Below are 25712 nucleotides of genomic sequence, written 5' to 3'. Positions count from 1 at the left end.
CGATGCGCCGTGGCTCGGTGAGCCGTGGTGCGTCCCGGCGGACGGGCACCCGGCCCGTACGGCCGGGATCGGGCGCTCAGCCTCTGCGGCCGGTCGCGCCGCACATCCGCAGCAGGTCGAGGTGGCGGCGGGAGGTGAGCAGGGGGGCCGGCCAGGGCGCGGGGCTCTCGCGGCGGTGGCTGCCGGTGAGCGTGCGCAGGCGACCCATCTTTCCCTACCTTTTCACTAGGATTCCCAACTGGAGTGTCGATCGGCCCCCGCCCGGCGTCAAGGGGGCGTCCACGCCTGGGACACCCGGCCCCGACTTGCCGCCGGCCGGCCGGGGCGGTGCGCTGGTGGGGAAGGCCGAGTGACAGGAGCCGGAGCCGATGACCGAGCCCCCGGGTCCCGGGCCGGTGCCGGGTGCCGTGCCCGAGACCTTCGCGTTCCGCTGCGGGCGGTGCGGCCACGGCTGGGAGGCCGCCTTCCAGGCGGTGTTCTTCACCGACCCGGTCGCCGACCCGGAGCTGCAGACCACCCTGGAGTACGTCGACGAGGCCGGCCGGGCGGTGCCGTCGCCGCTCACGGACGCGGTGTGCCCGCGCTGCGGCAGCAGGCGGGTGCGCATCTCGGCGGCCGGGTCGTGACGCTCACCCGAATGGCACGTGCGGGTGGTCGGCGCCCCTGGCCGGTGATGGCGTGGAGGGACGTACCGACGTCTTCCCGCGGAGGACGCGCACCGGCGCCGTCCGCGGAGGGACGTACCGCGTTCCCGAGGAGGCAGTCGCGATGACCCGTCCGTCCCGACCCGCGCGTGTGCTCGCCACGGCCCTGGCGGCGGGGACCCTGCTCGCCACGGCGGTGGCCTGTTCGGACGGCAGCGGCTCCCCCGAGGCCGCGGCCGTCTCCCCCGCCGCCGAGCGCTCCCCGGCCCCGTCGCGCACCCCCGCCCTCACCGGCCCCGGGGCGCAGGCCGCGCTGATCACGCCGGCCGACATCGAGGACGACTGGCAGCTGGCCAACGACGCCGCCACCTGGCGCAACCAGATGCTGGTCGGGAAGGTCGACGTCGCCGGCTTCCTCACCGCCAGGTCCGACGCGGCCGACTGCCAGCGGCTGCTGGACAGCCTGTACTCCGACACCCTGCTGGGCCGCGCCACCGGCGCCTCCGGGCTGCGCGGCTTCACCTCGGCGGACTCCCGGCTGCTGTACCAGGTGGGGGACTACGGCCAGGCCTCCGTGGACGCCACCATCAAGTGGCTGAAGAACCTCCCGACGGAGTGCAACCAGTTCTCGGCCACCGCCTCGGACGGCAGCAAGCGGACCGTGCAGGTCGTCGAGTACAAGGAGCCGCCCAAGGCGGGCGACGCGCTGGCGGCGCTCACGGTCACCGTCCAGGGCACCTCGAACGGGCAGCCCGCCACGACCACCCTGGACGTCGCGGTGCTGCGCGTCGGCGCCTCCGGGGCCGCGGTCACCAACGGCGGCCTCTCGGGCGTCGACCACGACAGCACCGTCCTGGCCGTGCAGAACGGCGCCAAGCGCCTCAAGGAAGTGCTGTCCGGCAAGACGCCGGCGCCGTTGCCGAGCCAGTTCGACTAGGTCAGTGGGGCGCCGGGGCCTCGGAGTTGCGCTGGGTGGTGCCCGGTTCCCCGTTGTCGCGCTGCCAGGCGACGACGAGTTCGTCACGGGTGCCGAAGCGCACCAGGTGCCGGCCGACGACGCCTTCCAGGACGTCGAGGTTCTCCGCCTCCGTCTCCACGGTGAGCAGCAGGGCGCCCTCGGTCGCGGTGAGGGTGCCGGTGCCGTTCTGGAAGACGATGCCGCCGGTGCCGGTCTCCTCGTCCCAGCTGGTCTGCGAGCGGCGGCCGAGGTGCGAGGCGAGCTGCTTGGCGTAGCGGGCGGGGCGGTCGGTGGGAACGCGGGCTTCGGAGCGGGCCATCTGGGACTCCCGGTGGTGCGGGGCGGGCAAGCGGTGACGGGCTCACGCTACGTCGGGGCACGGGGTCAGGGACCGTACCGGGGGCCGCAAACTATGCATGCCGGTCGTGTCACCTGCCGCCGCCGGAACCCGCGTCGGTCGCCCGGAGGCCCCGCGGTCGCTCGCGCGCGGGGCCTCCGGGGCGTTCGTGGCCTTCTCGGCGTCGCCGAAGCGGGGCGTCAGCCGTTCACCGGCCCGCGCGCCGTCCGCGCCGCCTTCGCGAGGTCCAGGTCCGTGGTCTCGGGGGCGAGGAACTGGGAGACCAGCCCGCCGATCGCGAGCACCCCGGCACCGACGAGGAGGACGAACTCCACTCCGAACCGGTCGAGTCCCATCGGCAGCAGGAAGGTGCCGACGGCCGCGCCGACCCTGCTCATCGCGGTGGCGAAGCCGACGCCCGTGGCGCGCAGGGAGGTGGGGAACACCTCCAGCGGGTAGACGGCGGTAAGCGCGCTGGAGGCCGCGTTGAGGAAGATGAAGAAGAGGAAGCCGCCCACGATGACGGGCGTCGAGTGCGGCCACACCGCGACCAGCGCGAGACAGACCGCGGTGATCCAGAACGGCGGGATCAGCAGCCTGCGGCGGCCGATGCGGTCCACGACCAGGCAGCCGGCCGTGACCCCGGCGACCGCGGTGAACGAGTAGACGAGCAGCGCCGCGACCGCGTTGTCGCCCATGTCGAGGGCGTCGAAGACCTGGGTCCAGAACGTGCCGATGGCGAAGTACGGCAGCACCAGGGCCGCCCAGAAGACGCTCGCGAAGACCGTGCTGCGGAGGTGGTCCTTGCTGAACAGCGCCCAGAACCCGGCCTGTCCGGTCGCGCTCCGCTCGTCGAGTTCGGCGTCGACGTCGATCTCGATGCCGTACCGCTCGATCAGTGCCTCGGCCTCCTCCCGGCGGCCCCTGCTCAGCAGCCAGCGGGCCGACTCGGGGATGCCGCCCCGCAGGGACACGCACACCACCGCGATGACCGCGCTGCTGGCCAGGGACCAGCGCCAGCCGCCGTCGACGTCCGCGAACAGGGCGCCGACCACGGTGGCGAGCGCGTAGCCGACGTACCAGCTGATCTCCAGGCTCGCCAGCAGCCGGCCGCGGCCCTGTTTCGGGGCGTACTCGGACAGGAGCGGGGCGCCGATGGCGTACTCGCCGCCGATCGCGACACCCATCAGCAGCCGGATCAGGAAGAGCTGGAGTCCGTCGGTGACGAAGAACTGGAGGACCGAGCCGACCAGGAAGATCAGCATGTCGGCGAGGAACACCGGGCGGCGGCCGAGGCGGTCGGCGAGGCGGCCGAAGAGCGGGCCGCCGACGAAGATGCCGATCAGCGGGGAGGCGCCGACCAGCCCCTCCATGAGGGTGGAGAGGTGCAGGTCGGCGGTGAGTGCGGTCATCGCCATGCCGATGCCGCCGATGATGTAGCCGTCGATGCCCTCGCCGATCTGGGTGGCGAGCTTCAGCTTCGTGTGCAGGCGGCGGCGTTCGCGGGCCCGGTCGGCGGACACTTCGGGGGTGCCAGGCGGTTGCTGGGTCGCAGGCGTCATTGCCATGAGCGGTCCTCTGGGTGAGCGGGTGAGCGGTGAGCGGGCGGGGACGGGCAGAGGTTCGGGAGGGACGGGCGGAGGTGCGGGAGGAACGGGCGGAGGTGCGGGAGGGACGGCCGGAGGTGCGGGAGGGACGGCCGGAGGTTCGGCGGGGCCGGTCAGAAGGGCCAGTCGAGGGCGATGTACTGCGTCTCCAGGAAGGCCTCGATGCCCTCGCGGCCGCCTTCCCGGCCGAGGCCGGACTGCTTGACGCCGCCGAAGGGCGCGGCGGGGTCGGAGAGCAGGCCGCGGTTGACGCCGACCATGCCGGCCTCCAGGCGTTCGGCGAGGCGCAGGGCGCGGCCGACGTCACGGGAGTAGACGTACGACGCCAGGCCGTGGACGGTGGCGTTGGCGCGGGTGAGCATCTCGTCCTCGTCGGTGAAGGTGGTGAGCGGGGCGACGGGGCCGAAGACCTCCTCGTGCAGGACGCGGGCGTCGTCGGGGACGTCGACGAGGACGGTCGCGGGGTGGAAGTGGCCGGGCCCGTCCGGGATCCCGCCCTGCGCGGCGATCCGGGCGCCGCGTGCCACCGCGTCGTCGACCAGGGAGCGGATCCTGTCCACGGCGGCCCGGTTGATCATCGGGCCGAGGGTGACGCCCTCCGCCAGACCGGGTCCGACCCGGACGGCGGCCATGGCCGCGCCGAACTTCTCGGTGAACTCGGCGGCGACGTCGGCGTGGACGTAGAAGCGGTTGGCGGCGATGCAGACCTCGCCGCCGCCGCGCATCTTGGCGTCCATCGCGCCGCGCACGGCGGCGTCGACGTCGGCGTCCGCGCAGACCACGAAGGGGGCGTTGCCGCCCAGTTCCATCGTCACGTTGACGACGTTCGCGGCGACCTGCTCCAGGAGCAGCCTGCCGGTGGCGGTGGAGCCGGTGAAGGAGAACTTGCGGACCCGTTCGTCGCCCAGCCAGACGGAGACGACCTCGGGGGCGCGGTCGGTCGGCAGGACGTTCAACAGGCCTTCGGGCAGCCCGGCTTCGGTCAGCAGCGCGGCGACCGCGAGGGCGGTGAGCGGGGTCTCCGGGGCGGGCTTGAGCAGCACCGGGCAGCCGGCCGCCAGCGCCGGGGCGATCTTGCGGGTGGCCATGGCGGCCGGGAAGTTCCAGGGGGTCACGAACGCGGTGACGCCGACGGGGTGCCTGCGTACGACGTGCCGGTAGCCGCCGGCCGGGGCGTCCCCGAAGGAGGAGCCGATCCGGACCGCCTCCTCGGCGAACCAGCGGAAGAACTCGGCGGCGTAGCCGACCTCGGCCGCCGCGTCCCGGTAGGCCTTGCCGTTCTCCAGCACGATGAGCCGGGCCAGCGCGTCGGTGTGCTCGCGCATCAGCTCGAAGGTGTCGTGCAGGATCTCCGAGCGGCGCCGGGGCGCTGTCGCCCGCCAGCCGGCCGCGGCCGACCCCGCCGCCTCCACCGCCGCGCGGGCGTCCTGCGGCCCCGCCGCGGAGACCTCCCGGATCAGGCCGCCGGTGGCCGGGTCGGACACGGGGTAGGTGCGTCCGTCGGCGGCCGGGAGCCAGCGGCCGCCGAGGAACACATCGCCTTCCGCGAGCGGCGCCTTGGCCAGGAGGTCGATGCCGGCGAGGTTCATGAGCTGCTCTTTTCTCCGTTCCGGACGAGGTTCGTCCGATGCGCGGTGAATTTACGAGCGCGTCATGAAGCCGACAAGGCAACCTCGGCGGATCGCAACGGGGGTTGCTGTGAGGGCAACTCGCCGATCATGCGGGGAGTCCGCCGGGGGACGGCCGTCAGGTGAGCCGGGCCCCGGCCGGCAGGGCGCGCCGGGGCTCCCAGCCCAGCAGCGACGACACCCGCGCCGCCGCCCGTGCCGTGGTGCGCCCCGCCTCGTCGAGCCGGTCGCCGAGCCGGGCCTTCGGGGCGGAGATGTTGATGGCGGCGACCACCCGGCCCCGGAAGTCCCGGATCGGCGCCGACACCCCGACCAGTCCTTCCTCGAACTCCTCGCTGACCCGGGCGTAGCCCTGCCGCCGGGCGTCCTGGATGAGGGCCCACAGGTCCTGCACCGGCATCTCGCCGGTCGTCCCGAAGCGGACGTACAGCTCGTCCGGGGTCGCGTCGGCGAGCAGCACGCGCCCCGCCGACAGCTGCCAGGCGGGCACCCCGCGCCCCTCCCAGCCGTGCACGCGGAAGGAGTGCCCGGAGACGGAGAGCAGGGTGAGCACGTCACGCTCGCTGAGCACGCACAGGTGGCTGGTCTCCTCCAGGTCGGCCGACAGGGCGTGCATGACCGGCTCGGCCACCCGCACCAGCCGGCTCTCGGAGGTGCGGGCGACCAGGGAGAAGAGCCGCCAGCCGAGGCGGTACTCCAGGGTGTCGGGGTCGCGCTCGACGATGCCCTCGGCGGCCAGCGCCTTCAGGGCCCGGGAGATCTGGGTCTTCTCGCGGCCCACCAGCTGGGCGAGGCGTACGACGCCGAGGCCGCCGGCGCTCTGGGCCTCGTCGGAGGCGAGGGCTTCGAGGAGGTCGATGTCGCGGCGCAGGCCGTGGCCGCGGGAGGCCGCGGAGGAGTCGGTCACGGGGTCATCGTAGGCGCGTGTACCGGCGGAGGAGCCCCAGGTCAGGGCGGAAGTTGTCAGCAGAGCAACCGGCGTTTCGATTCCGGCCGGTGCCTTGCGAGGGGGTGGCGGCCGACCTAGATTCGCCGCATCGGGCCGGATGAACCGCACCGAATACGAGGTTCGTCCCCGGAAGGGGTTCCGCACTCGAGCCGCCTGCAAGGTTCGTCCTTCCGCGCCCGGTGAACCACCCTTCCCAGGCCCAGGAGTTCCGATGCCCACGCCGGTTTCCCCCACCCGTCCGCCCGGCTTCGCGGCGACCGCGCTGATCGGCGAGTCGTTCGTCGGCGACGGCGCGAACGCCGCCCACACGAACATCGTGCTCGGACGCAAGGGCGGCCCCGTCGAGACCGCGTGGGCGACGGCGCTGGCCACCCCGAGCGCCGGGCACGTCCCGTTCCTGACGGTCGTCCGGCCGTCGGTGCCGGTGAAGCCGCTGACCCTGTTCGTGACCAAGGCCGCCGCCGCGGGCGAGCTGCACGAGCGGGCGACCTGGGGTGCCGCCCAGGCCGGCCTCGCGCAGGGGGTCGCGGACGCGGTCGAGGAGGGGCTGATCCCGGCGGCGGAGGCGGACGACCTGCTGATCATCGCCGCGGTGTGGGTCAACCCGGCGGTCGGCGACCTGGACGCCGCCTTCCGCAACCAGCGCGCCGCCGCGTACGGCGCGGTCCGGGCCGCCGTGACCGGCACGCCGACCGTCTCCGACGTGCTGGCGGCCGCCAGGGAGGGCGCCGCGAACCCGTTCTACACGCCGACCGCCGAGGTGCTCGCCCGATGAAGATCACCGACATCGTCCTGGACCGGCTGCGGCTGGAGCTGGACCCGCCGTTCCGCGCCGCCTGGGACCCGGAGCCGCGCCGGGTCTTCGACGCGACGATCGTCCGCGTCCATACCGACGAGGGCGTCACCGGCATCGGCTCCGGGGACCTGATGGACGGCTTCGAGACGTACAAGCACCTGTTCGTCGGCGAGGACCCGCTCGACATCACCCGGCATGTGCGGGCGATCGAGACCGCCAACTTCCACGGCGCCCACTACTGGCCGCTGGAGGCCGCGCTGTGGGACGTCATCGGCAAGGTGCACGGCCGCCCGGTGTCGGAGCTGTTCGGCAACGCGGCGAAGAAGCTGCCCGCGTACGCCTCCTCCGGCGAGCTCAAGTCCCCCGAGGAGCGGGTCGAGACCGCCCTGAGGGTGCGCGAGGCCGGTTTCCGCGCCATGAAGATCCGGATCGACCGCAACCGGATCGACGAGGGCATCGCGGCGGTCCGGGCCGTCCGTGAGGAACTCGGGCCCGGCTTCGAGATCATGGTCGACCTCAACCAGTCCTGGCGGATGGCCGGCGACACCGCGAACGCCTCCGACCTCGCCAGGACCCGCAAGACCGTCGCCCGCCTCGCCGAACTGGACGTGTTCTGGGTGGAGGAGCCGCTGCCGTATGCCGACCTGAACGGCTTCCGGCAGCTGCGCGCCGAGAACCCGGGGGTGCGGATCGCGGCCGGCGAGATGCACCACTCCCCCACCGAGCTGCTGCGCTATCTCGAAGCGGACGCCCTCGACATCTACCAGATGGACGTGGTGCTCGCGATCGGCATGCACCGGGCCCGCACGCTGGCCGAGCTGGCCCAGCTGAAGCACCGTCAGTTCACTCCGCACAGCTGGACCAACGGCATCGGCGTGCTCGCCAACCTCCATGTCGCGGCGGGCGTCGGCGGCGGCCCGTTCTTCGAGTTCCCCTACGACCCGCCCGGCTGGACCCCCGAACGCCGCGACTTCATGCTCGCCGAGCCGGTGCGGGTGAACGCCGACGGCGATCTGGAGGTCCCGGACCTGCCCGGTCTCGGTGTCGAGCTGGACGAGGACGCGATCGACCGCTGGAGGATCAAGTGACGTACACCATCGACGAGTTGCTGGCGCGCTCGCACGACGACTGGCTGGCCGCGGCGGACAAACTCGCCTTCGAGACCCGCCCGTTCATCGACGGCGCCTTCACCGACGCGACCTCCGGGGACTCCTTCACCAGCGTCTCGCCGCGCGACGGCGCGGTGCTGGCCGAGGTGCAGGCGGCCGGGGCCGAGGACGTGGACCGGGCGGTACGGTCCGCGCGGGCCGCCTTCGAGGACGGCCGCTGGCGTGACCTCGCGCCGAAGGAGCGCAAGCGGATCCTGCTGCGCTGGGCCGGGCTGGTCCTCGCGAACGCCGGGGAACTGGCGCTGCTCGACACCCTGGAGATGGGCAAGCCCATCACCGAGTCGGTGCGCGTCGACGTGACCAGGACGGCCGAGACCATCGCCTGGTACGCCGAGACGGTCGACAAGACGTACGACGAGGTGGCCCCGACCCCCGGCGACGCGCTGGCGCTGATCACCCGCGAACCCCTCGGTGTCGTCGGTGCGGTCGTGCCGTGGAACTACGCGCTGCTGATCGCCGGCTGGAAGCTGGGCCCGGCCCTCGCCACCGGCAACAGCGTGGTCCTCAAGCCCGCCGAGCAGACCTCGCTCGCCGCGCTCCGGCTCGCGGCGCTGGCCACCGAGGCGGGGCTGCCCGACGGCGTGCTCAACGTGGTCCCCGGCCGCGGCGAGGTCGCCGGTCAGGCCCTCGGCCGCCACCCGGACGTGGACAAGATCGCCTTCACCGGCTCGGCGGAGGTCGCCCGCCTCTTCCAGGTCTACGCGGGCGAGTCCAACGGCAAGCAGGTCGCCGTGGAGGCGGGCGGCAAGTCGCCCCAACTGGTCCTGGCCGACGCCGACATCGAGGCCGCCGCGTCCGCCGTGGCGTGGGGGATCTTCTACAACGCCGGGCAGACCTGCAACGCGGGTTCCCGGGTCGTCGTGCACGCCTCGGTGAAGGACCGGCTGTTGGACGCCGTTCGCCGGATCACCGCCGAGACCTTCCGCGTCGGCGACCCGCTCGACCCGGCCACCGTGCTGGGGCCGATCGTGGACGAGGCCCAACTGGCCAGGATCCTCGGCTACATCGAGCGCGGCAAGGCGGACGGCGCGCGGGTCCTGCTGGGCGGCGGGCGCACGCTCACCGGCACCGGCGGCAGCTTCGTCGAGCCGACCGTGCTCGACGGCGTGGCGAACACGTCCGTCGTCGGCCAGGAGGAGATCTTCGGACCGGTGCTCGCCGTCGTGTCGTACGACGGCGACGTCGACGAGGGCGTACGGCTCGCGAACGAGAGCGACTTCGGGCTGGTCGCGGCCGTCTGGACCCGTGACGTCACGGTCGCGCACCGGACCGCGAGGCGGCTGCGGGCCGGCACGGTCTGGATCAACACCTTCGACGCGAGCGACGTCATCACCCCGTTCGGCGGCTTCAAGGCCACCGGCGCGGGACGCGACAAGTCCCTGCACGCGCTGGACGCGTACACGGCGCTGAAGACCACCTGGATCAACCTGGCCTGAGCGGCCCCTCCCCGTACTTCACCATCACCTAGCGAGGACAACGATGAGGATCGGTTTCATCGGCCTGGGCAACATGGGACGCCACATGGCCCGCCACCTGATCCGGGCGGGACACACGGTCACCGTGCACGACACCCGGCCCGAGGCCGCCGCCGAGCACCTGGCGCTCGGCGCGAGCTGGGCCGACACCCCTGCCGGCTGCGCGGCCGGCGCCGAGCTGCTGATCACCATGCTGCCCAACCCGCGCATCGTGGAGGAGGTGCTGCTGCGCGGCGGGGCCGCCGAGGCGCTGCCCGAGGGGGCCCTGTGGATCGACATGTCGACCTCCACCCCGGCCGTCGCGGACCGGATCGCCGCCGACGTCCTGGACCGGCGCGGGGTACGCCGGCTGGACGCCCCCGTCAGCGGCATGGCGCGCGGCGCCGAGGCGGGGCGGCTGCAGATCTTCGTGGGCGGCCCGGCCGAGGACTTCCGGAGCTGCCTGCCGGTCTTCGAGGCCATGGGCGACCCGGACAAGGTGCTGCACGTGGGCCCGCCGGGAGCCGGCTACACGGTCAAGCTGATGATCAACCTGCTCTGGTTCACCCATCTCGTCGCCACCTCCGAGGTGCTGGCCATGGGCACGAAGGCGGGCGTCGACCTGGGCGTGCTGCGCAACTCGCTGCTCGCCAGCCCGGCCGCCTCGCACTTCCTGGCGCAGGACCTGCTGTCCGTGCTGGTCGACGGCGACTACGACGACTCGTTCGCCATGGTCCTCGCCTGCAAGGACCTGGGCCTCGCCGTGGACCTGGGCCGCGACCTGGGCGTCGCCACCGAGCTGTCCGCGCTGGTGGAGCAGATCTACCGCCGCTCCAAGGCGGAACACGGCGACCTGGCCGGGGAAATGAGCCCGGTCCGGCTGTACGAGGCGCTGGCCGGACGGGAGTTCCGGTTGCCGAAGCCGGAGGGGGCCCTGCTGAGCACCCCCGCCTGAGCCGAACCGCACCCCCTCCACCCCGCGTCTCCAGGAGCCGTACGCCATGGGCGAGTCCCTCACCAGCCAGCTGACCGTCGATCCCACGTGCCGTGTCGAGTTCGGCCCCGGCCGTCTCGCGCACCTTCCCGACCTGGTCTCCTCCCTCGGCATGAGCCGCGCGTTCGTGGTCACCGACCGCGGGCTGCGGGCCGCCGGGATCGCCGGCCAGGTGCTCAAGGTGCTGGACGCGGCGGGCGTCGAGCACGGGGTGTACGACGGGGTCGGCGCCAACCCCTCCACCGGCAACGTCGACGAAGGCGCCGCCCGGGCCCGGGAGTTCGGCCCGGCCGTGGTGATCGCCCTCGGCGGCGGCTCGGTCCTCGACGCGGCCAAGGGCATCTCGCTCCTGGTCGGCAACGCGGACGCGGCGGCGGCCGACGCCGACGCGCTGTGGGAGGCGCTCGACGGGCTGCCGCTGATCGCGATCCCGACCACCTCGGGCACCGGCGCGGAGACCAACGGCTTCGGCGTCATCGAGGACACCGGAGCCCGTCGCAAGGTGTACCTCGGCCACCCCTCGGTGAAGCCGCGGATCGCGCTGCTCGACCCCGAGCTGACGCTGGGCCTGCCCGCCGGGATCACGGCGGCCACCGGCATCGACGCCCTGGTGCACGGTATCGAGTCGCTGGCCTCGCGGGGCGCGAACCCGGTCTCGGCCGCGTACGCGACGCAGGCGGTGGCGATGGTCGGCCGCTGGCTGCCCGTCGCCCACGCCGACGGCTCGGACCTGGAGGCCCGGGCGGGGCTGATGCTCGGCGCCCACCTGGCGGGCCAGGCCCTGACCATCTCCGGGCTCGGCCTGGTCCACGGCATCGGGCACGCCCTGACCGCCCACACCGGCACCCCGCACGGGGTCGCGCTCGCCGCCGTCCTGGAGGAGGTCCTGGAGTTCGGCGCACCCGCCGCGCAGGAGGCGTACGAGCAGACCGCCCGCGCCCTGCGCCTCGCCCCGCCCGCCGACGGCGACTGGGCCCGCGCCGCGATCGGCGCCGTCCGCGAGATCTCCGGCGCCCTCGGCATCAAGCAGCCGCTGCGCGAGCTGGGCGCCCGCCCGGACCTGCTGCGCCCGGTCGCCGCGGGCGCCCTCGCGGACGCGGTCACCCGCAACGCGCCCCGGCAGCCCACCGAGGAGCAGATCCTGGGGATCCTCGAAGCGGTGTACTAGGCGCTCCGCCGCACGTGCCGCGGTCAGGTCCGGAGCAGTCCCACGACGTGCCGAAGGCCGTCTCCTCGCCACCGAGGAGGCGGCCTTCTGCTTGTCGTCGTGACGAGGCGGGTCCGGTCGATCGAGGTGCCCCGGTATCCGGTACCTAGATTCGCCGCTGATCAGGACTTGATCACGGTGGGTCAGTATGACCCCGTACCGGTGAGGAGGGTGGTGGACGCGTTTCGCCGGAGGGGCCCGCTGGTGGGGAGCCGTCAAGCAGCCAGGGTGCAGTGGAAAGCCACAGGAGCACGAATGAACCGTTCTTCGCTGATCGCGGACAGCGACGTCTTGGTCTTTCTCGACCGAAGGCAACAGATGCAGTACGGAAGTCCTGAATTCTTCCGGCAGTTCGGCGGGTCGGGTGACGTGCTGTACGGAAAGCCGTTCCGCCACCTCATAGCGCCGAACCTTCGCGAGGCCCTCGACCGTCACCTGAACCAGCTTCTCGCCGGCACTCGGGACCAGTTCAGCCATCACATAGCGCTGCTGCGGCAGTCCGCCTCGCCGCTCAGTGCCGTGCTCACCGCGACGGCCCTGTACGGCAGCTCGCCGAACAGGGCCGTGGCCGTGCAGCTCGTCCGTCCCCCCGAAGCCCCCGCGCCGGGGGTGGTGAGCGGTGACGGCCTGAGCATCGGCGAGATGGCTGCGAAGGTGCTGGAGGGAACCGCAGCCGGACTGACCTCGGAATTCCTGGCGTCGCGCCTGTTCGTGAGCCGCCAGACCGTCGAGTACCACATCTCGCGCATGCTGCGGCAGTTCGACATGCCGAATCGGGTGGCGCTGATCGCGCTCGCCTACTCGACGGGAATACTGCAGACCAATGCCTGGCCGCCCCGGGTCGCCGACGAGTTCATCAAGTAGGAGCCCGGGCAGATCGTTCACCCGCCCCTGTCCGGCATTCAGCAATTCATCAGGACGCGTCGCCGTCTCCCGGACGCGTCACCGTTTCTCGGAATGGGGTAGGAGTGGAGTTCGCGCGCAGTGCATGGCTGAACGGCGGAGCGTCTCGTCCAGGTGGTGACCGAGGCGGCGCAGCCGAGGCCGGCCTTACGCAACTGAATCTCTTGGGGCCGCTTGAAATCCTCGTGTCGGGCGTCACCCTGTCCCCGGGAGGAGCGAAGCCGCAGATCCTTTTCGCCTACCTGTGCCTCAATGTCAACCGGCATGTCTCGGTGGGCAACATCATCGAGGCCACCTGGGGGGAGCGGCCGCCGTCGAGCGCCAAGAAGAACACGCAGCTCTACGTCAGCCGGCTGCGCAGCCAGTTCGGACGGACGGCCGACGTCCGCCTGATCACGACGAGCGACGGCTACCAGCTCTCCGTCGAGTCCGACCGGGTTGACCTGGAGCGGTGCCAGCGGTTGTGGCAGCTCGGCAAGGAAAGCCTCCAGAACGGTGCGCCCAAGGAGGCCGGCAGACTCTTGCGCGAGGCGATCCGGCTGTGGCGGGGCAAGCCCCTGAGCGGCCTCACCAAGACGCTGTTCATGCAGGCCGAGGCCGCCCGGCTGGAACAGTTCCGGCTCGGCCTTCTGATGAAGTACTTCCAGGCGCAGCTCGCGGACGGTCAGCATTTCGAGATCATTCCCGAACTCCTTGCCGCGGTCGACGACTATCCCCATCAGGAACAGCTGCGTGCCGATCTCATGCTGGCCCTGTGGCGGTCGGGCCAACGCCATGCCGCGCTCGCCGCCTATCGCGAGGCGTATCAGCTGCTGGCCGACGAGCTGGGAATCTCCCCGGGGCGACAGCTGCGCACGCTGCACCAGGCGATCCTGGCCGACGACGCCGAGATCGTCAGCGGCATCGCGGCGAACCGGGCCATCTCGCCCTGACCTGGCCCGGAGCCCGGATCAACGCCCGCCTGCGCCACGGTCGTACCTCCCGGAGGGCGCCTCGGGTTCACCCCTCACCTGCGTATTGATCGCGCGTTGATCGCGGGCTGCCATCCTTACGAAACGCTGCGGATTCCGGCGGCTCGCGGCCCGGATTCACTACAGAACTCGCGGCCCGGATTCACTACAGAAACGGAAACAAAACGTGATACCACCCCAGGGCGGCAGGCCTTCGCGTCTCCATCTCTCGTTCGTCGTGGTGGCCGTGGCGGTCATCATGAGCGGCGCCACCGGAAGTGCGCTGGCGGGTGCGGCGCCGGACCGTCCGCTCTCCGGGTCGACGAACCACCACGAGCTGGCCACGGGCCTTCCGGGAACGTTATGGAACGGCACGGGTTCGCAGTGCGAAGTCTGTTCCCAGCAGTGAGCCGCCTTTTCCACAGTGGTCGCTAGTCGTCGGTGTACTCGGCGGCCAGATCGCTGAGCGACACCGGCAGGCCCGGCGCGGGCAGCGCGGCGAGTCTGCTCCGCCTGGCATGGTCCACCAGGTCCTGCGGGGTCAGGCCGGCCACCGCCTTGCCGACGTGGTCGAGCATGGCGGTGGCCGCGGCGAGGAGGGCCTCCTCGTCCAGCGGGCGTGCCTCGACGGCCATGGCCCTGGCCGAGAGCTTCTGCAGGCTGCGGAACAGGTCGCCCTTGTGGATCTCGCGGATCGTCAGTGACAGGTGTGCGGACAGGCCGCCGCTGCCCACGGCCTGGTGGGGGAAGCCGCGCGGGATGTAGAGGACCTCGCCGGCGTGCACGGTGGCGCACAGCACCTCGCGGGGCGGTTCTCCCTCCACTCTCCCCTCCTGCCACTCCCCGTCCGCCGGCCCCTCGTAGACGCGCCAGTCCTTGCTGCCGCCCAGTTGGAGGACGAGCACATCGGCGTCGTCGCGGTGCAGTGGGGCCCCCTGGCTGCCGGAGGGGGTGACGAAGCAGAACGCCTCCACCGGCCGCCGGAGTTCGGCGGACAGCCGTGCGAGGAGGTCGCGGGTGGGGCCGTGCCACTGGTCGACCCTGCGCATGAGCAGGGTCGCGCCCTGCTCGATCAGCGCCCGGATCTTCTTCTGGTCGGCGAACCCGGCGTACGGGGTGTGGTTGACGGAGCGTGCCGAGAAGTAGGCGTCGGCGGGGAGCGGTCCCTCCGCGCCGGTCATCTCCACGTAGGGCTCGTGCAGGAAGCCGGTGGCGAGGGCATCGTCCACGTCGGTCAGGGTGAAGGGGCTGGCGAGGGGGCCGTCGGGGGTGAAGACGCCGGGGCGGCGGCGCCAGTGGTCGGCGGCGAAGGCCGCGGGGTCGCCGACCCACCGGGACAGTGTCGTGGCGTGTGCGACGTTCATGTCGTGCGTTCCTTTGCGTGCTCGGACGGTGCCCGCCGGGATACCCGGGGCCGGAGGGCGGGCAGGGTGCCCCGCTCGAAGAGCCGTCTGGTCTCGGCGACCCGGACCTTCCCGCTGGTCGTCACGGGAAGGCCGCCCCTGGGCAGCAGGACGACCTCCGAGACGTACAGGTCGAGGGCCTGCGCGAGGCGACGCCGGACCTCGGCGGCCACCTGCGCGGGGGGCGGTGCGCCGGGCCCTTCGGACGCCTCCGCCACCAGGCACAGGCGCTCGCCCGAGTCCCCGTCCGCGACGGCGAAGGCGGCGCACCGGCCCGGTCGCAGGCCCGGTATGCCCGCGCAGACCGCGAGGATGTCCACCGGGTAGAAGTTGCGGCCGTGACGGACCAGTACGTCATCGGCCCGGCCGAGGACGAACAGCTGGCCGTCGTGGAGAAACCCCAGGTCCCTGGTGGCGTGCCAGCCGGGCCGTCGGACCGGCCGGCGCCAGTAGCCGCTGTACAGCTGCGGGCCCTGGACATGGATCTCTCCCACGTGGCCCTCCCGCTGCCGGCCGTCGCCGATGCGTACCCGGGTGCCCGGCAGCGGGGTGCCCGAGGAGAGCAGGGGGGTGGCGGCGGCTCCCGGCCCGGCCGGGACCACGCGGCCGGCGCGCAGCGCGTCGGTGCCGGCGGCGAGACGCAGCGGCGGGACGGCGGGGGTGGTGGCGGTGACGGTGAGGGTGGCTTCCGCCATCCCGTACGAGGGACACAGGCTCCCGGCGCTGAACCCCGCGGCCGCGAAGCGCGCCGTGAACCGATCGGCGGTGGTGGCGCGGACCGGTTCTCCGGCGCTGCGGGCGACGCGCCAGGTACGCAGGTCCAGTGCGGCCGCCTCGGCGTCGGTGGTCTTGCGGGCGCACAGGTCGTACGCGAAGTCGGGAGCGCTGGAGAGCGTGCCGCGGCAGGCGGTGAGGGCGGCGAGCCATTCTCCCGGGCGCCGGGCGAAGCGCTCGGGCGCCATGAGTACGGACTCGTATCCGCTGAACAGCGGCCTGAGGACACCGGTGATCAGGCCCATGTCGTGGTGGAGCGGCACCCATGTCACGGCGACGTCCGTCGGGTTCTCGCCGTAGCAGCACGCCGCCTGGCGGCAACTGGACAGCAGTGCCCGGTGGTTGATGACGACGCCCTTGGGCGAACCGGTCGAGCCGGAGGTGTACTGGAGGAAGGCCGGTGCCTGCGGGATCACCCGTGCCGCGGGCCCGGCGCCGCCCACGGGCCCGGCGCCGGCGACCGCGAGCAGCTCCTCCCAGGTGGCGACCCGGGGCCGCGTGGCCGGGTCGTCCAGTGCGCCGCGCACCCTGTCCCGCCATGCCTCCGTGGTGATCACGAGAACCGGGCGGCAGTCCAGGACGATGGCGCGCAGCCTCTGCCCGAACGCCTCGGTGCGCGTCGTGCGCGGGGCAGGGGCGGGAACCGGGACGAGTCCGGCGGCGATCGCGGCCAGCAGGACGGCGGCGAAGGCCTCGTCGTTCGGCAGCACCAGCGCCACCCGTTCCCCGGGTGCCGGTGCCGGTGCCGCGTCCGGACGGCGCAGCGCGGTGCCGACCGTGTCCACGAGGCGGCCCAGCTCGCCGAAGGTCAGACGGCGGCGGATCCCCCCTTCGTCCCAGCAGGTCAACGCGGCGGCGTCCGGCCGGTGTCGCGCGTGGTGCCGGAGCCATCCGGGGGCGGTGCCGGAGCCGTGCGCGACTGCGCCGCTATCCGGCGTCATCGGGCGCGCTCCGGGCCAGGACGACGAGATCGGCCCGCCTCAGCTTGCCGCTGGGCGTACGGGGCAGGGAGCCCGAGGACGCCAGGACGGTGCGCGGAGAGGGCAGTTCGAGCAGGTCCGCCGTGGCCTCGATGGCGGTCACCGGGTCCGGGAAGGTGCTCCCGTCGCCGTGTTCCACGAAGCACACCGGTTCGTCGCCGGCTCCGTCGACGACGGCCGCGTCGGTGACTCCGGGCAGCAGGCGGATGTCGTGTTCGAGGCGTGCCATCCGTATCTCCCTGGGACTCTCGGCCCGGCCGAGGACGAACAGGTAGCCCTCGTCGTCGACATGGCCCACGTCGCCGGTCCGCAGCACGTCGGCGTCCGACGGGTCCCGGTCGGCCGCCCGCAGCCGGATGCCGATGTCCCCCGTCTCCCCCGCGGTCAGCGGGCGGCCGTCCCGGGTGATCTCGACGCGGATCCCCGGCAGGGGCCGCCCGACGGATCCGGGTCTGGCCAGCCACTCCGCCGTGCCGATCTCGGTGATGACGCCCTTCGAGGTGCCGTAGTACTCGTGCAGGACCGGACCGAACAGGTCCATGGCCGCGCGTTTGACCGCGGGCGGGCAGGCGGCCCCGCCGTGCAGGACGACCCGGAAGGGGTGGTGCGGTGCCTCGCCGGTCCCGACGAGGTCGATCAGGCGGTCCGGACTGAGCATGACGCTGTCCGCGCGGTGGCGGTCGGCCAGTTCCGTGAAGGCGCCACAGGACCAGGCGCGCTGGACGACGACCGCGCTGCCGGCCTGGAGGGCGTACAGGGCGGGTCCCAACGTGCCCAGGTGATAGGTGGGGTTGGCCATCAGGTGGGGGCCGCGGCCGGCGCCGGCGCCGTAGCGTTCGAGGACCGCGACCCCCCGGTACGGCCTGCGCGGGCGGGCGCGCGCCACGGCCTGGGGCAGTCCGGTGGTGCCGGAGGTGGCGAAGACCAGGCGGCCCGCGGCGGGTGGCGGCACGGACGCGGACGCCCCGTCCGCCCCGTCCGCCCCGTCCGCCCCGTCCGCCCCGGCCGCCCGGGCCGCCCGGGCCGTCAGTTCCGTGTCGGTCAGCACAGGGCAGGGCAGGGCGGGGCCGCCGGCCCGGGGCTCCGCGGAGATGTGTGCGGCCGTGGCCACCGATGCCAGCAGGGACGGACCCGCGGGGAGTGCGAGCAGGTCGGGGTCGATCGGGAACAGACCGAAGCCGTGGCGCAGCGCGGCGAGGGCCAGCGCGAAGAAGGCCGGCCCGGTGGGGATGTCGGTCGACACGATCGCGCCGTCGGCGATTCCGTGGGCCCGCAGGCCCCGGGCCAGGGCGTCCGCACGGCCGGTGAGGTCGCCGTAGGTGCTCTCCTCGCCGTCCGCGATCACGGCCACACGGTCCGGGTCGGTCCGCGCGGTGGCCCACGGGTCCCAGAGATAGGGCTTCATGATTCCTCAGTGGTCGGCTGTCGACAGGGCGGCGGCAGGCTGCGTGAGCGCGGCGGCCAGGGCGGCGAGATGCGGGACGTTGACGATCAGTTCGACGTCGACGTCGACGTCGAGGCGTTCCTCCAGCCGGATGCTCAGTTCGACCGCGGTGATGGAGTCACCGCCGAGGGAGAAGAAGTCGTCCTCGGGCGTGACCGGGTGGCCGAACACCTCGCTCACGGCGGTCAGTACGGTGTCGATCGGTGTGTCGGGCATGGCGCCTTCTCTGCTGGGTGAGGGGACGGGGGCCGGGCCTGCTCAGGCTTCTCCGGGGCGGGCGCCGCGCACGGCAGCCGTGATGCCGGCGAGCATGTCGTCCAGGATCGACCGCGCCAGCCGGCGGTCGGCGCGGTGTCCGTCGTAGAGCAGGTCGATGCAGAGGCGGTCGCGGAACTCGGTGCACCGCAGGTGAAGCGCGAACGTGTCGTGGAAGGTGATCCTGTGCAGCGGGTAGGCGTCGGCCGTGATCCGCAGCCGGCCGCCGTCGTCGGCGACCGCGGAGTCCCCTTCGAACCGGCGCAGGTTGACGTAGATGTCGCGGTTGACGGGCGCGCCGCCGGTCTCCTCCGCCTCCCGGGTCAGGGCGGCGAGGTCCTCGGCGGTCAGCCCCTGGTGTCTGAGTGCGTTGAGCAGCTGGTCACGCACCTGCGTTCGTACGGCCGGCGCGCCTGCTGTGGCATCGCGTATGGTCAGCGGGCAGGAGCCGGCGAACATCCCCACCACGTCGGCGTCCCGGGACGAGCGCGAGTCCATCGAGGTCCACAGTCCCACTTCGGCCGCGCCGGTACGGGCGGCGAGCGCCGCGACGAAGAAACCGACCGTCGACTGCAGGACGGTGAAGCGGAACTCGGCGCACATCCCGCGCAGCGCGGCGACCTCCGCGGCGGGCAGTTCCGCCCCCACCTCGCCGCTCTCGGTGCGCGGGGCCCCGGCGGGGGCGGTCCAGGAGGTGCGGGTCAGGAACGCCAGTCGTTCCCGCCAGCCGGCCAGGGCCCGTTCGCGCTGCCGCCCGCCGGCGCGTGCCCGCTGCCGGACCGCCGCCTCGGCGAAGGAGGGGGCGGTGTCCGGCAGCGGCTCGCCGTTGCGCAGGGCCTCGTAGTCGCGCCAGACCTCGTACCCGAACAGGTGGTGGGCCCGGCCGTCGAAGACGAGGTTCTGGAAGGTCGCCAGCAGGGCGTGGTGGTTCTCGTCGTGGCGCAGCAGCCGGATCCTGAAAGGCCGTTGGGTGCCGTACGACCACGGGGTGACGCAGTCCCGGGACAGCAGGGCCGAGGCGTAGTGGGAGAACTGTCCGGGCGAGGCGGCCTTCACCTTCAGACGCTGGACGACCTCCTCGTCGGCGGCGACGGGCCGGGTCCACTGCCGGGGGTGCGGGCCCGGGTCCGGAGCCAGCTGGAGGTGCAGGGCGTCGTGCCGGACCACGAAGGCGCGTACGGCGGCCGCCAGGGCGTCGGTGTCGAGGGCGCCGAGGATCTCGAAGCCGAGCTGGACGTTCTTGTGGGACCAGCCGGCGGTGCGGGTCTTGGTGTGGAACCAGTCCTGCTCGTAGGTGAGAGGGAAGGGCGTACCGGCCGGCGGGTGCGTCAGGCCAGACACAGGTACTCCGTTCCGCTCTCCTTGAGGACGGCGGGGGAACCCGTTTCCACGATGCGTCCGTCGCGCATCACGACGACCTGGTCGGCCTCGTCCAGGACGGTCAGGCGGTGGGCTATGACGACGACGGTGATTCCCGCGTCCAGCAGCCCCCGCATGATGGCTTCCTCCAGAGCGGGGTCCAGGGCGCTGGTCGCCTCGTCGAGGATGACGAGTTCGGGCTTCTTCGCCAGCGTCCGGGCCAGCACGATCCGCTGGCGCTGTCCTCCCGACAAGCCGTGGCCGCCCGGGGCGACGAGGGTGTTGTAGCCCATGGGCATGGCCTCGATCTCCTCGTTGATGTGCGCCAGCCCGACGGCCGTGATCAGGTCGGCCCTGCTGATCTCGTCGGCGCCGAAGACGATGTTGTCCCGGATGGAGCCGCCGAAGAGGTGGGCGTTCTGGTTGACGTAGCCGATGCGGCGCCGGTGCGTGGGCCGGTCGAGTTCGGCCAGGTCGGTACCGTCGAAGGTGAGGGTGCCGCTGGTGGGTGTGTGGAGTCCGGCGAGCAGCATGCCGAGGGTGGACTTGCCGGAGCCCGAACGGCCGACGATGGCCGTGAACTGGCCCGGTTCGACTTCGAAGTTGATGTCGTCGAGGGTGAGCCGGGGCGCTCCCGGGTAGCGGAAGGCGACCGCTTCGGCCCGGATGCGGCCGGGCCTGGCGACGCCGGTGCCGGCGAAGGCGCCCCGGGGTTCGGGGGCCGCGCGCAGGACGTCGTCGAGCCGGGCGAGGGTGGGCCGGACGGCGGCCAGCTGGGAGCCGGCGTCGAAGAGGCCTTCCAGCGGGATGAACAGGGCGATCGTCAGGGTCATGAAGCCCATGGCCTCGCCGAGCGGGTAGTGGTGGCTCAGGACCAGCCAGATCCCGGTGACCAGCACGACGAGGGGGGCGGCGAACTGCACGGTGCGGCTGAGGGACGCGAACAGGGCAAGGTTGCGGCGGGCGCTCAGACGCTTGTTGACCTCGTGCACCAGGGTGTGCGACCACCGCTCGACCGCCCTGCCGTCCATGCCGCCGGCCTTGAGGGTGGTGATGCTCTCCAGCATCTCCACCAGTTCCTCCTGGGACTTGGTCTGGCGTTCCAGGACCTCCTGGCTGAGTCCCGTCTGCCGTCGCCAGGTCAGCGCGAGGATGCCGGTCTGGAGGACGACCAGCACGGTGACGAGGAGCGCGAGCAGCGGGTTGGCCACGGCGATCACGACCAGGTAGACGACGATGAGCAGGCTGTCGAAGACGGCCGAGACCGCGGTGAGGCTCAGGACCTGGACGAGGACGTTGCTGGTGCGGACCCGCAGGGCGAGGTCACCGGAGTTGCGCACGGTGAAGAAGTCGTAGGGCAGGTCCGCCAGGTGTCCGGCGATGCCCAGGGTGAGCCGCTTCTCGATGACGGCCTGACGCCTGGTCACCAGGAACGACCGCGCCGCGTACAGCGAGAAGTAGAGGACGACGAGTCCGGCCAGGACGGCCCAGGCCGTCCACACTCCCCCGGTGGACCGGCTGCCGAGGACGCGCGCGACCAGGAATCCGGTGGTGAGCGGCAGGGCGAGTTCGAAGGCCATGAGTCCGGCGGAGGCCGCGAGGAGGAGCGCCAGTTCCCGTCCGTGCGGAAGGAACCGGCGCAGGCGGTGCCAGGGTCCGCGCAGTTCGCCGCCGCGCCGACGGCGACCGGAGCCCGTGTCGAGCGGCGGCTCGAACTCCAGGGCCACACCGGTGAAGGACTCGGCGACCGACGCCATGCCGAGCCTGCGGCGGCCGTGCACGGGGTCGATGACGTCCACGTGATCCTTGCCGGCGCCTTCGAGGACCACGAAGTGGCTGAAGTTCCAGAACAGGATCGAACCCGGGGACAGCCGTGCCAGGGCCTCCGTGGTGGCCCGCACGCCGCGGCCCTTGACACCGTGCTCGCGGGCGATCTCCAGCAGGGTACGGGCCGACGCGCCGTTGCGTCCGGAGCCGGCCCGGGCGCGGATCTCGTCGAGGGAGACGTCCACGCCGTGGTAGCGCAGCACGGTCACGAGAGCGGCGGGACCGCAGTCGCTGACCTGGGTCTGGAAGCAGACCTCCAGGCGCGCTGCGCGGGTGCGGCGCCCGAATCGCTCGCGGACCGCGGTGATCCGCTCGGCCGGGCCCTTGGGCCGGGTGGCGGGAGGAACGTGGCCGAACACCGGTCCGAGGCCATCGCCCCTGCGATGGTGTTCGAGCGCCTCGGCGTTGAAGCGGGATTCGCCAGGCATGGGTCCCTTCCCGTTGTGAGCCGCCGGCCCGTCTGCCGGAGCGGCGAAAGCCCCTCCGGCAGACGGGCCGCGGAGTCAGACCTCGAACGCAGTCGTCAGATGACGCAGCTGCTGGTGATCGCGAACTGGCCGCCGACGATGTCGTCCAGCTCCTCGTCCGACAGCTCAGAAATGTCGATGTCGTCGAAGTTGTCCATGACTTTTCCCTTCCGAAGAGGCTTCCTCGCACCGAAAGCAATGGCCCGCCGATATCCGCCGAAAGCAGCGGACCCGGTCGGCGGAAAGAAGCACAGAGGATGTTACGAATTTACTTTCACGTCCGGACGGCCGAACAGCTATACCGTAGGGAGCGTCAACGGAATTCTCAACCCCCGCCGATTACGGGTGTTCCACGCCGGAAATGCATCCGACCAGGACAGAGAAATTCCACGCAAGCGACCTGAGCCATGCTCTCACGGCAAATCGGCTCCCCGACGAGCAGCGCGGAAAGACTAGTGGATTCCCTAGAAAACGGGTTGCCCGGCATGTCCGGCCATGGTCGACTCCCCATGATGGGCCGCCCTGTAGGTTCGCCGTGCTGCGCCTGCCGTACCCGTAGAGGAATGATCTCAGTGTTGACGATGCAAGAAGCACTGCTGGTGTTGAACAAGTACTGGACCGAACACGGGTGTCTGCTCGTTCAGCCCATGAACACCGAGGTGGGTGCGGGCACACTCAACCCCGCCACGTTCCTGCGGGTCCAGGGCCCGGAGCCGTGGCGCGTCGCCTACGTGGAACCGAGCGTCCGGCCCGACGACTCACGCTACGGCGAGAACCCGAATCGCCTGCAGACCCACACCCAGTACCAGGTCGTCCTCAAGCCCGAACCCGGAAACGCGCAGGCACTCTTCCTGGGCAGCCTGCGGGCCCTGGGCATCGACACGGCGGCACACGACATCCGCTTCGTCGAGGACAACTGGGCATCTCCCGCGCTCGGAGCCTGGGGGCTCGGCTGGGAAGTGTGGCTCGACGGCCTGGAGATCACCCAGTTCACCTACTTCCAGCAGTCGGGCGGCATCACCCTGGACCCGGTGTCGGTCGAGATCACTTACGGCGTGGAACGCATTCTGATGGCGCTTCAGGGCGTCGACCACTTCAAGGACCTCCTGTACGCGCCAGGGGTCACGTACGGTGAGGCGTTCGGCCAGGCCGAGTACGAGATGAGTCGCTACTACCTCGACGAGGCCGACCTGGAGACCCAGCGGAGCCTGTTCGAGGCCTGCGCCGGCGAGGCCCGCCGCCTGCTCGACCTGCGCCTTCCCGTGCCTGCGTACTCCTTCGTCCTCAAGTGCTCGCACGCGTTCAACGTGCTCGACGCGCGAGGTGCCGTCTCCACCACGGAGCGGGCACGTTCCTTCGCCCGGATGCGCGGGCTGGCGCACGAGGTCGCCGGGTTGTGGGCCGCGCGGCGCGAGGAACTCGGCTTCCCGCTGGGGCGGGTCACGGGCACCGACTCCGCCGGGGCCTCCGTGGTCGTGACCCCGGCCGAGGCGTCACCGGCCAGGCCCGGGCCGGCCACGCTGTTGGTGGAGATCGGCGTGGAGGAGATGCCGCCGGCCGAGGTCACCCGGACCTCGCGGGCGGTGCACGACGCGTTGGCGGAGAAGCTCGCCGCCACCCGGCTGGGCCACGGGGACATCAGCGTCTGCGCCGGGCCCCGGCGCGTGGTCGCCACCGTCCTGGGCGTTCTGCCCCGGGAGGCCGACCACGAGCAGACCGTGCGCGGGCCCCGGGTCTCGGCAGCCTACGACGCGGAAGGGAACCCCACGCAGGCGGCCGTCGGCTTCGCCAGGAGTCAGGGCGTGGATCCGTCCGGGCTCGGGCGCGTCACCGTGGGAGCCAACGAGCACGTCGCGGTCACCCGGCAGGTCGTCGGCCGTTCGGCCGAGGAGGTCCTCTCCGCCCTCCTCGCGGACCTCGTGACCGGGCTCCGGTCCGAGAAGAACATGCGGTGGAACGCTCCGCGGCTCGCCTTCACCCGGCCGATCCGCTGGATCACGGCTCTGCTGGGAGAGCGGGTCGTCCCGTTCGCGGTGTCCGGCCTGACGTCGGGACGCACGACACAGGTACACCGCGACGCGGTACCTCCCGCGGTGCAGGTGCCGACCGCGGACGGGTACCTGGCCTTCCTGGAGGACCACGGAATCCTCGCGGACGCGGCGGAGCGGCGGCGCCTGGTGGTGGACGGGGCGACCCGGCTCGCCGCGGGGGTGGGCGGACACATCCAGGTGGAGCAGTACGGCGCGCTCATCGACGAGATCACGAACCTGGTCGAGTTCCCGACCCCGGTCCTCGGCGCCTTCGACGCGAAGTACCTGACGCTGCCCGCGGACATCCTCGTCACCGTCATGCGCAAGCACCAGCGATACCTGCCCGTCGTGGACGCGGAGGGCAGGATGCTGCCGTACTTCGTCGCGGTGGCCAACGGTTCGTGCGACCACGATGTCGTCCGCCACGGCAACGAGGCCGTGCTGCGCGCCCGGTACGAGGACGCCTCCTTCTTCTGGCGGGCGGACCTCGGGACACCGCTGGGCGAGATGAGGGAAAGGACCCGCCTCCTCACGTTCGAGGAGCGGCTCGGTTCCATGGCGGATCGCGCCGAGCGCATCTCGGCCGTCGCCCGCCGGCTGGCGGAGGTTGTCGGCGTCTCCGGCACGGACCGCGAGGTCCTGGACCGGGCCGCGGAGCTGACCAAGTTCGACCTCGGCTCGCAGATGGTCACGGAGCTGTCCGGTCTCGCGGGCGTCATGGCCCGCGAGTACGCCGTGCGAGCGGGCGAGAGCGAAGCGGTGGCGGCGGCTCTCTTCGAGAACGAACTGCCGCGCTTCGCCGGCGACGCGCTGCCGGCCACCCTGCCGGGGGCCCTGCTGGCCCTGGCGGACCGGCTCGACCTGCTGGTCGGTCTGTTCGCGATCGGTGCGGAACCCACCGGGAGCTCCGATGCGTTCGGGCTGCGGCGCTCCGCCCTCGGCGTGGTCAACATCCTCCTCTCCAGGAGCGACCTGGCCGGGATCACGCTCGGCCAGGGGCTGGCGATCGCGGCGGAACAGCAGGCCGTGCCCGTGGCACCGGAACACCTGGACGGCGCGGCCCGGTTCGTCCTGCGCCGCTTCGAACAGCAGCTCGTCGAGCAGGGGCATGCCGTCACGGACGTCCGCGCGGTCCTGGTGCGGGCCGACGCGCCGCGGCTGGCCGCGCACACCCTGGAGGAGCTGGAGAGCCTGCGGGGGGACGACCGTTTCGCGATGGTTCTGGCGGCTTTCCAGCGGGTGCGCCGCATCGTGCCGACCGGACAGGCGGCGGCCTACGACCCGCACCGGCTCGAAGAGCCGGCCGAGCAGGCTCTGCACACCGCGCTGGCCAAGGCCCGTCAGGTCCTCGACGGAGAGACCTCGCTCATCCGCTTCAACGCGGAGACCGGCGAGCTGGCCGACGCGGTGAACAGCTTCTTCGACGACGTCCTGGTGATGGCCGGGGATCCCGGCGTCCGAGCCAACAGGCTGGGCCTGCTCGCCGCCGTACGCGACCTCGCGGAAGGCATCGTCGACTGGGAAGAGCTGGTCTGAGAGACCGTCGGCGCCCGGACGCCCCCGGGTACGGCCGGGGG

At 72.3% G+C, this 25712-nt stretch carries 21 protein-coding genes; 10 read left to right on the top strand and 11 right to left on the bottom strand.

The annotated features are described in order from the left end of the window. Positions 1–76: 76 nt before the first annotated feature. Complete coding sequence (locus tag ACFZB3_RS24635) at positions 77–208, bottom strand: hypothetical protein (protein WP_391378483.1); 132 nt, start codon at positions 206–208, stop codon at positions 77–79. Positions 209–368: 160 nt separating this feature from the next. Here ACFZB3_RS24635 and ACFZB3_RS24630 point away from each other — a divergent pair, with 160 nt between their 5' ends. Then, positions 369–626 carry a hypothetical protein gene (locus tag ACFZB3_RS24630; RefSeq protein ID WP_391378481.1) on the top strand — a complete coding sequence of 86 codons (258 nt, stop codon included), beginning with the start codon at positions 369–371 and terminating at the stop codon, positions 624–626. A 142-nt stretch (positions 627–768) separates the two neighbouring features. Beyond that, positions 769–1581, top strand: coding sequence for a hypothetical protein (locus ACFZB3_RS24625; protein WP_391378478.1), 813 nt, complete (start codon positions 769–771; stop codon positions 1579–1581). 1 nt (position 1582) lies between these two features. On the opposite strand, the gene ACFZB3_RS24620 is transcribed toward ACFZB3_RS24625, so the two are convergent. From ACFZB3_RS24620 to ACFZB3_RS24605, 4 genes are all read right to left on the bottom strand, one after another. Then, positions 1583–1921 carry a DUF2218 domain-containing protein gene (locus tag ACFZB3_RS24620; RefSeq protein WP_391378476.1) on the bottom strand — a complete coding sequence of 113 codons (339 nt, stop codon included), beginning with the start codon at positions 1919–1921 and terminating at the stop codon, positions 1583–1585. Positions 1922–2139: 218 nt separating this feature from the next. After that, positions 2140–3507: an MFS transporter gene (locus tag ACFZB3_RS24615; protein ID WP_391378474.1), complete on the bottom strand. Its 1368-nt coding sequence runs from the start codon at positions 3505–3507 to the stop codon at positions 2140–2142. Positions 3508–3659: 152 nt separating this feature from the next. Beyond that, entirely contained in the window at positions 3660–5135 is a 1476-nt protein-coding gene (locus ACFZB3_RS24610; RefSeq protein WP_391378472.1) for an aldehyde dehydrogenase family protein, read from the bottom strand. 157 nt (positions 5136–5292) lie between these two features. Continuing rightward, the gene (locus ACFZB3_RS24605) at positions 5293–6081 is read right to left on the bottom strand and encodes an IclR family transcriptional regulator C-terminal domain-containing protein (protein WP_391378470.1); all 789 of its coding nucleotides are present in this window, start codon (positions 6079–6081) and stop codon (positions 5293–5295) included. A 253-nt stretch (positions 6082–6334) separates the two neighbouring features. Between ACFZB3_RS24605 and fae the strand changes: the two genes are divergently transcribed. The 7 genes from fae (at position 6335) to ACFZB3_RS24570 (ending at position 13578) form a co-directional block, all read left to right on the top strand. Beyond that, on the top strand, positions 6335–6898 hold the full coding sequence (fae, locus tag ACFZB3_RS24600) for a formaldehyde-activating enzyme (protein WP_391378468.1): 564 nt from the start codon (positions 6335–6337) through the stop codon (positions 6896–6898). Further along, positions 6895–8007: an enolase C-terminal domain-like protein gene (locus tag ACFZB3_RS24595; protein WP_391378466.1), complete on the top strand. Its 1113-nt coding sequence runs from the start codon at positions 6895–6897 to the stop codon at positions 8005–8007. Before fae ends, ACFZB3_RS24595 begins: the two co-directional genes overlap by 4 nt. Continuing rightward, the gene (locus tag ACFZB3_RS24590; protein ID WP_391378464.1) at positions 8004–9524 is read left to right on the top strand and encodes an aldehyde dehydrogenase family protein; all 1521 of its coding nucleotides are present in this window, start codon (positions 8004–8006) and stop codon (positions 9522–9524) included. The genes ACFZB3_RS24595 and ACFZB3_RS24590 overlap by 4 nt, the downstream gene beginning before the upstream one ends. Before the next feature lie 43 nt (positions 9525–9567). Then, positions 9568–10497, top strand: a complete 930-nt coding sequence (locus tag ACFZB3_RS24585) for an NAD(P)-binding domain-containing protein (protein ID WP_391378462.1) — start codon at positions 9568–9570, stop codon at positions 10495–10497. A 46-nt stretch (positions 10498–10543) separates the two neighbouring features. Further along, positions 10544–11704 carry an iron-containing alcohol dehydrogenase gene (locus tag ACFZB3_RS24580; RefSeq protein WP_391378460.1) on the top strand — a complete coding sequence of 387 codons (1161 nt, stop codon included), beginning with the start codon at positions 10544–10546 and terminating at the stop codon, positions 11702–11704. Between the two features lie 294 nt (positions 11705–11998). After that, positions 11999–12607, top strand: a complete 609-nt coding sequence (locus tag ACFZB3_RS24575) for a LuxR C-terminal-related transcriptional regulator (protein ID WP_391378458.1) — start codon at positions 11999–12001, stop codon at positions 12605–12607. A 104-nt stretch (positions 12608–12711) separates the two neighbouring features. Next, a complete protein-coding gene (locus ACFZB3_RS24570; protein ID WP_391378455.1) occupies positions 12712–13578 on the top strand; it encodes a BTAD domain-containing putative transcriptional regulator in 867 nt (288 codons plus the stop codon). Positions 13579–14027: 449 nt separating this feature from the next. Here ACFZB3_RS24570 and ACFZB3_RS24565 read toward each other — a convergent pair whose 3' ends face one another. The 6 genes from ACFZB3_RS24565 to ACFZB3_RS24540 are packed head-to-tail and all read right to left on the bottom strand — an operon-like array spanning position 14028 to position 22066. Continuing rightward, positions 14028–14960, bottom strand: coding sequence for a JmjC domain-containing protein (locus tag ACFZB3_RS24565; RefSeq protein WP_391378453.1), 933 nt, complete (start codon positions 14958–14960; stop codon positions 14028–14030). Next, positions 14957–16714, bottom strand: a complete 1758-nt coding sequence (locus ACFZB3_RS24560) for an AMP-binding protein (RefSeq protein ID WP_391378451.1) — start codon at positions 16712–16714, stop codon at positions 14957–14959. Before ACFZB3_RS24560 ends, ACFZB3_RS24565 begins: the two co-directional genes overlap by 4 nt. Beyond that, positions 16701–18158 carry an AMP-binding protein gene (locus tag ACFZB3_RS24555; RefSeq protein ID WP_391378450.1) on the bottom strand — a complete coding sequence of 486 codons (1458 nt, stop codon included), beginning with the start codon at positions 18156–18158 and terminating at the stop codon, positions 16701–16703. The genes ACFZB3_RS24560 and ACFZB3_RS24555 overlap by 14 nt, the downstream gene beginning before the upstream one ends. A gap of 6 nt (positions 18159–18164) precedes the next feature. Beyond that, complete coding sequence (locus ACFZB3_RS24550) at positions 18165–18413, bottom strand: phosphopantetheine-binding protein (protein WP_391378448.1); 249 nt, start codon at positions 18411–18413, stop codon at positions 18165–18167. Between the two features lie 42 nt (positions 18414–18455). After that, positions 18456–19793 carry a condensation domain-containing protein gene (locus ACFZB3_RS24545; RefSeq protein ID WP_391378446.1) on the bottom strand — a complete coding sequence of 446 codons (1338 nt, stop codon included), beginning with the start codon at positions 19791–19793 and terminating at the stop codon, positions 18456–18458. Continuing rightward, positions 19781–22066 (bottom strand): ATP-binding cassette domain-containing protein, encoded by a 2286-nt coding sequence (locus ACFZB3_RS24540; RefSeq protein WP_391378444.1) that lies wholly within the window; start codon positions 22064–22066, stop codon positions 19781–19783. Before ACFZB3_RS24540 ends, ACFZB3_RS24545 begins: the two co-directional genes overlap by 13 nt. Positions 22067–22686: 620 nt before the next feature. On the opposite strand from ACFZB3_RS24540, the gene ACFZB3_RS24535 reads away from it, so the two are divergent. Continuing rightward, entirely contained in the window at positions 22687–25671 is a 2985-nt protein-coding gene (locus ACFZB3_RS24535) for a glycine--tRNA ligase (RefSeq protein WP_391378870.1), read from the top strand. Positions 25672–25712 lie beyond the last annotated feature (41 nt).

It is taken from the genome of Streptomyces sp. NPDC008092 (genome assembly GCF_042957285.1).
Classification (GTDB): Bacteria; Actinomycetota; Actinomycetes; order Streptomycetales; family Streptomycetaceae; genus Streptomyces.
Note: the sequence above shows the minus strand (reverse complement) of the source record. Positions and strands in the feature narration are given on the sequence as shown.

What these genes read in the sequence shown, in the direction of transcription:
- ACFZB3_RS24635 (WP_391378483.1), bottom strand. Translation starts at nt 208, where the DNA reads ATGGGTCGCCTGCGCACGCTCACCGGCAGCCACCGCCGCGAGAGCCCC.
- ACFZB3_RS24630 (WP_391378481.1), top strand. Translation starts at nt 369, where the DNA reads ATGACCGAGCCCCCGGGTCCCGGGCCGGTGCCGGGTGCCGTGCCCGAG.
- ACFZB3_RS24625 (WP_391378478.1), top strand. Translation starts at nt 769, where the DNA reads ATGACCCGTCCGTCCCGACCCGCGCGTGTGCTCGCCACGGCCCTGGCG.
- ACFZB3_RS24620 (WP_391378476.1), bottom strand. Translation starts at nt 1,921, where the DNA reads ATGGCCCGCTCCGAAGCCCGCGTTCCCACCGACCGCCCCGCCCGCTAC.
- ACFZB3_RS24615 (WP_391378474.1), bottom strand. Translation starts at nt 3,507, where the DNA reads ATGGCAATGACGCCTGCGACCCAGCAACCGCCTGGCACCCCCGAAGTG.
- ACFZB3_RS24610 (WP_391378472.1), bottom strand. Translation starts at nt 5,135, where the DNA reads ATGAACCTCGCCGGCATCGACCTCCTGGCCAAGGCGCCGCTCGCGGAA.
- fae (WP_391378468.1), top strand. Translation starts at nt 6,335, where the DNA reads ATGCCCACGCCGGTTTCCCCCACCCGTCCGCCCGGCTTCGCGGCGACC.
- ACFZB3_RS24595 (WP_391378466.1), top strand. Translation starts at nt 6,895, where the DNA reads ATGAAGATCACCGACATCGTCCTGGACCGGCTGCGGCTGGAGCTGGAC.
- ACFZB3_RS24585 (WP_391378462.1), top strand. Translation starts at nt 9,568, where the DNA reads ATGAGGATCGGTTTCATCGGCCTGGGCAACATGGGACGCCACATGGCC.
- ACFZB3_RS24580 (WP_391378460.1), top strand. Translation starts at nt 10,544, where the DNA reads ATGGGCGAGTCCCTCACCAGCCAGCTGACCGTCGATCCCACGTGCCGT.
- ACFZB3_RS24575 (WP_391378458.1), top strand. Translation starts at nt 11,999, where the DNA reads ATGAACCGTTCTTCGCTGATCGCGGACAGCGACGTCTTGGTCTTTCTC.
- ACFZB3_RS24565 (WP_391378453.1), bottom strand. Translation starts at nt 14,960, where the DNA reads ATGAACGTCGCACACGCCACGACACTGTCCCGGTGGGTCGGCGACCCC.
- ACFZB3_RS24560 (WP_391378451.1), bottom strand. Translation starts at nt 16,714, where the DNA reads ATGACGCCGGATAGCGGCGCAGTCGCGCACGGCTCCGGCACCGCCCCC.
- ACFZB3_RS24555 (WP_391378450.1), bottom strand. Translation starts at nt 18,158, where the DNA reads ATGAAGCCCTATCTCTGGGACCCGTGGGCCACCGCGCGGACCGACCCG.
- ACFZB3_RS24550 (WP_391378448.1), bottom strand. Translation starts at nt 18,413, where the DNA reads ATGCCCGACACACCGATCGACACCGTACTGACCGCCGTGAGCGAGGTG.
- ACFZB3_RS24540 (WP_391378444.1), bottom strand. Translation starts at nt 22,066, where the DNA reads ATGCCTGGCGAATCCCGCTTCAACGCCGAGGCGCTCGAACACCATCGC.
- ACFZB3_RS24535 (WP_391378870.1), top strand. Translation starts at nt 22,687, where the DNA reads ATGCAAGAAGCACTGCTGGTGTTGAACAAGTACTGGACCGAACACGGG.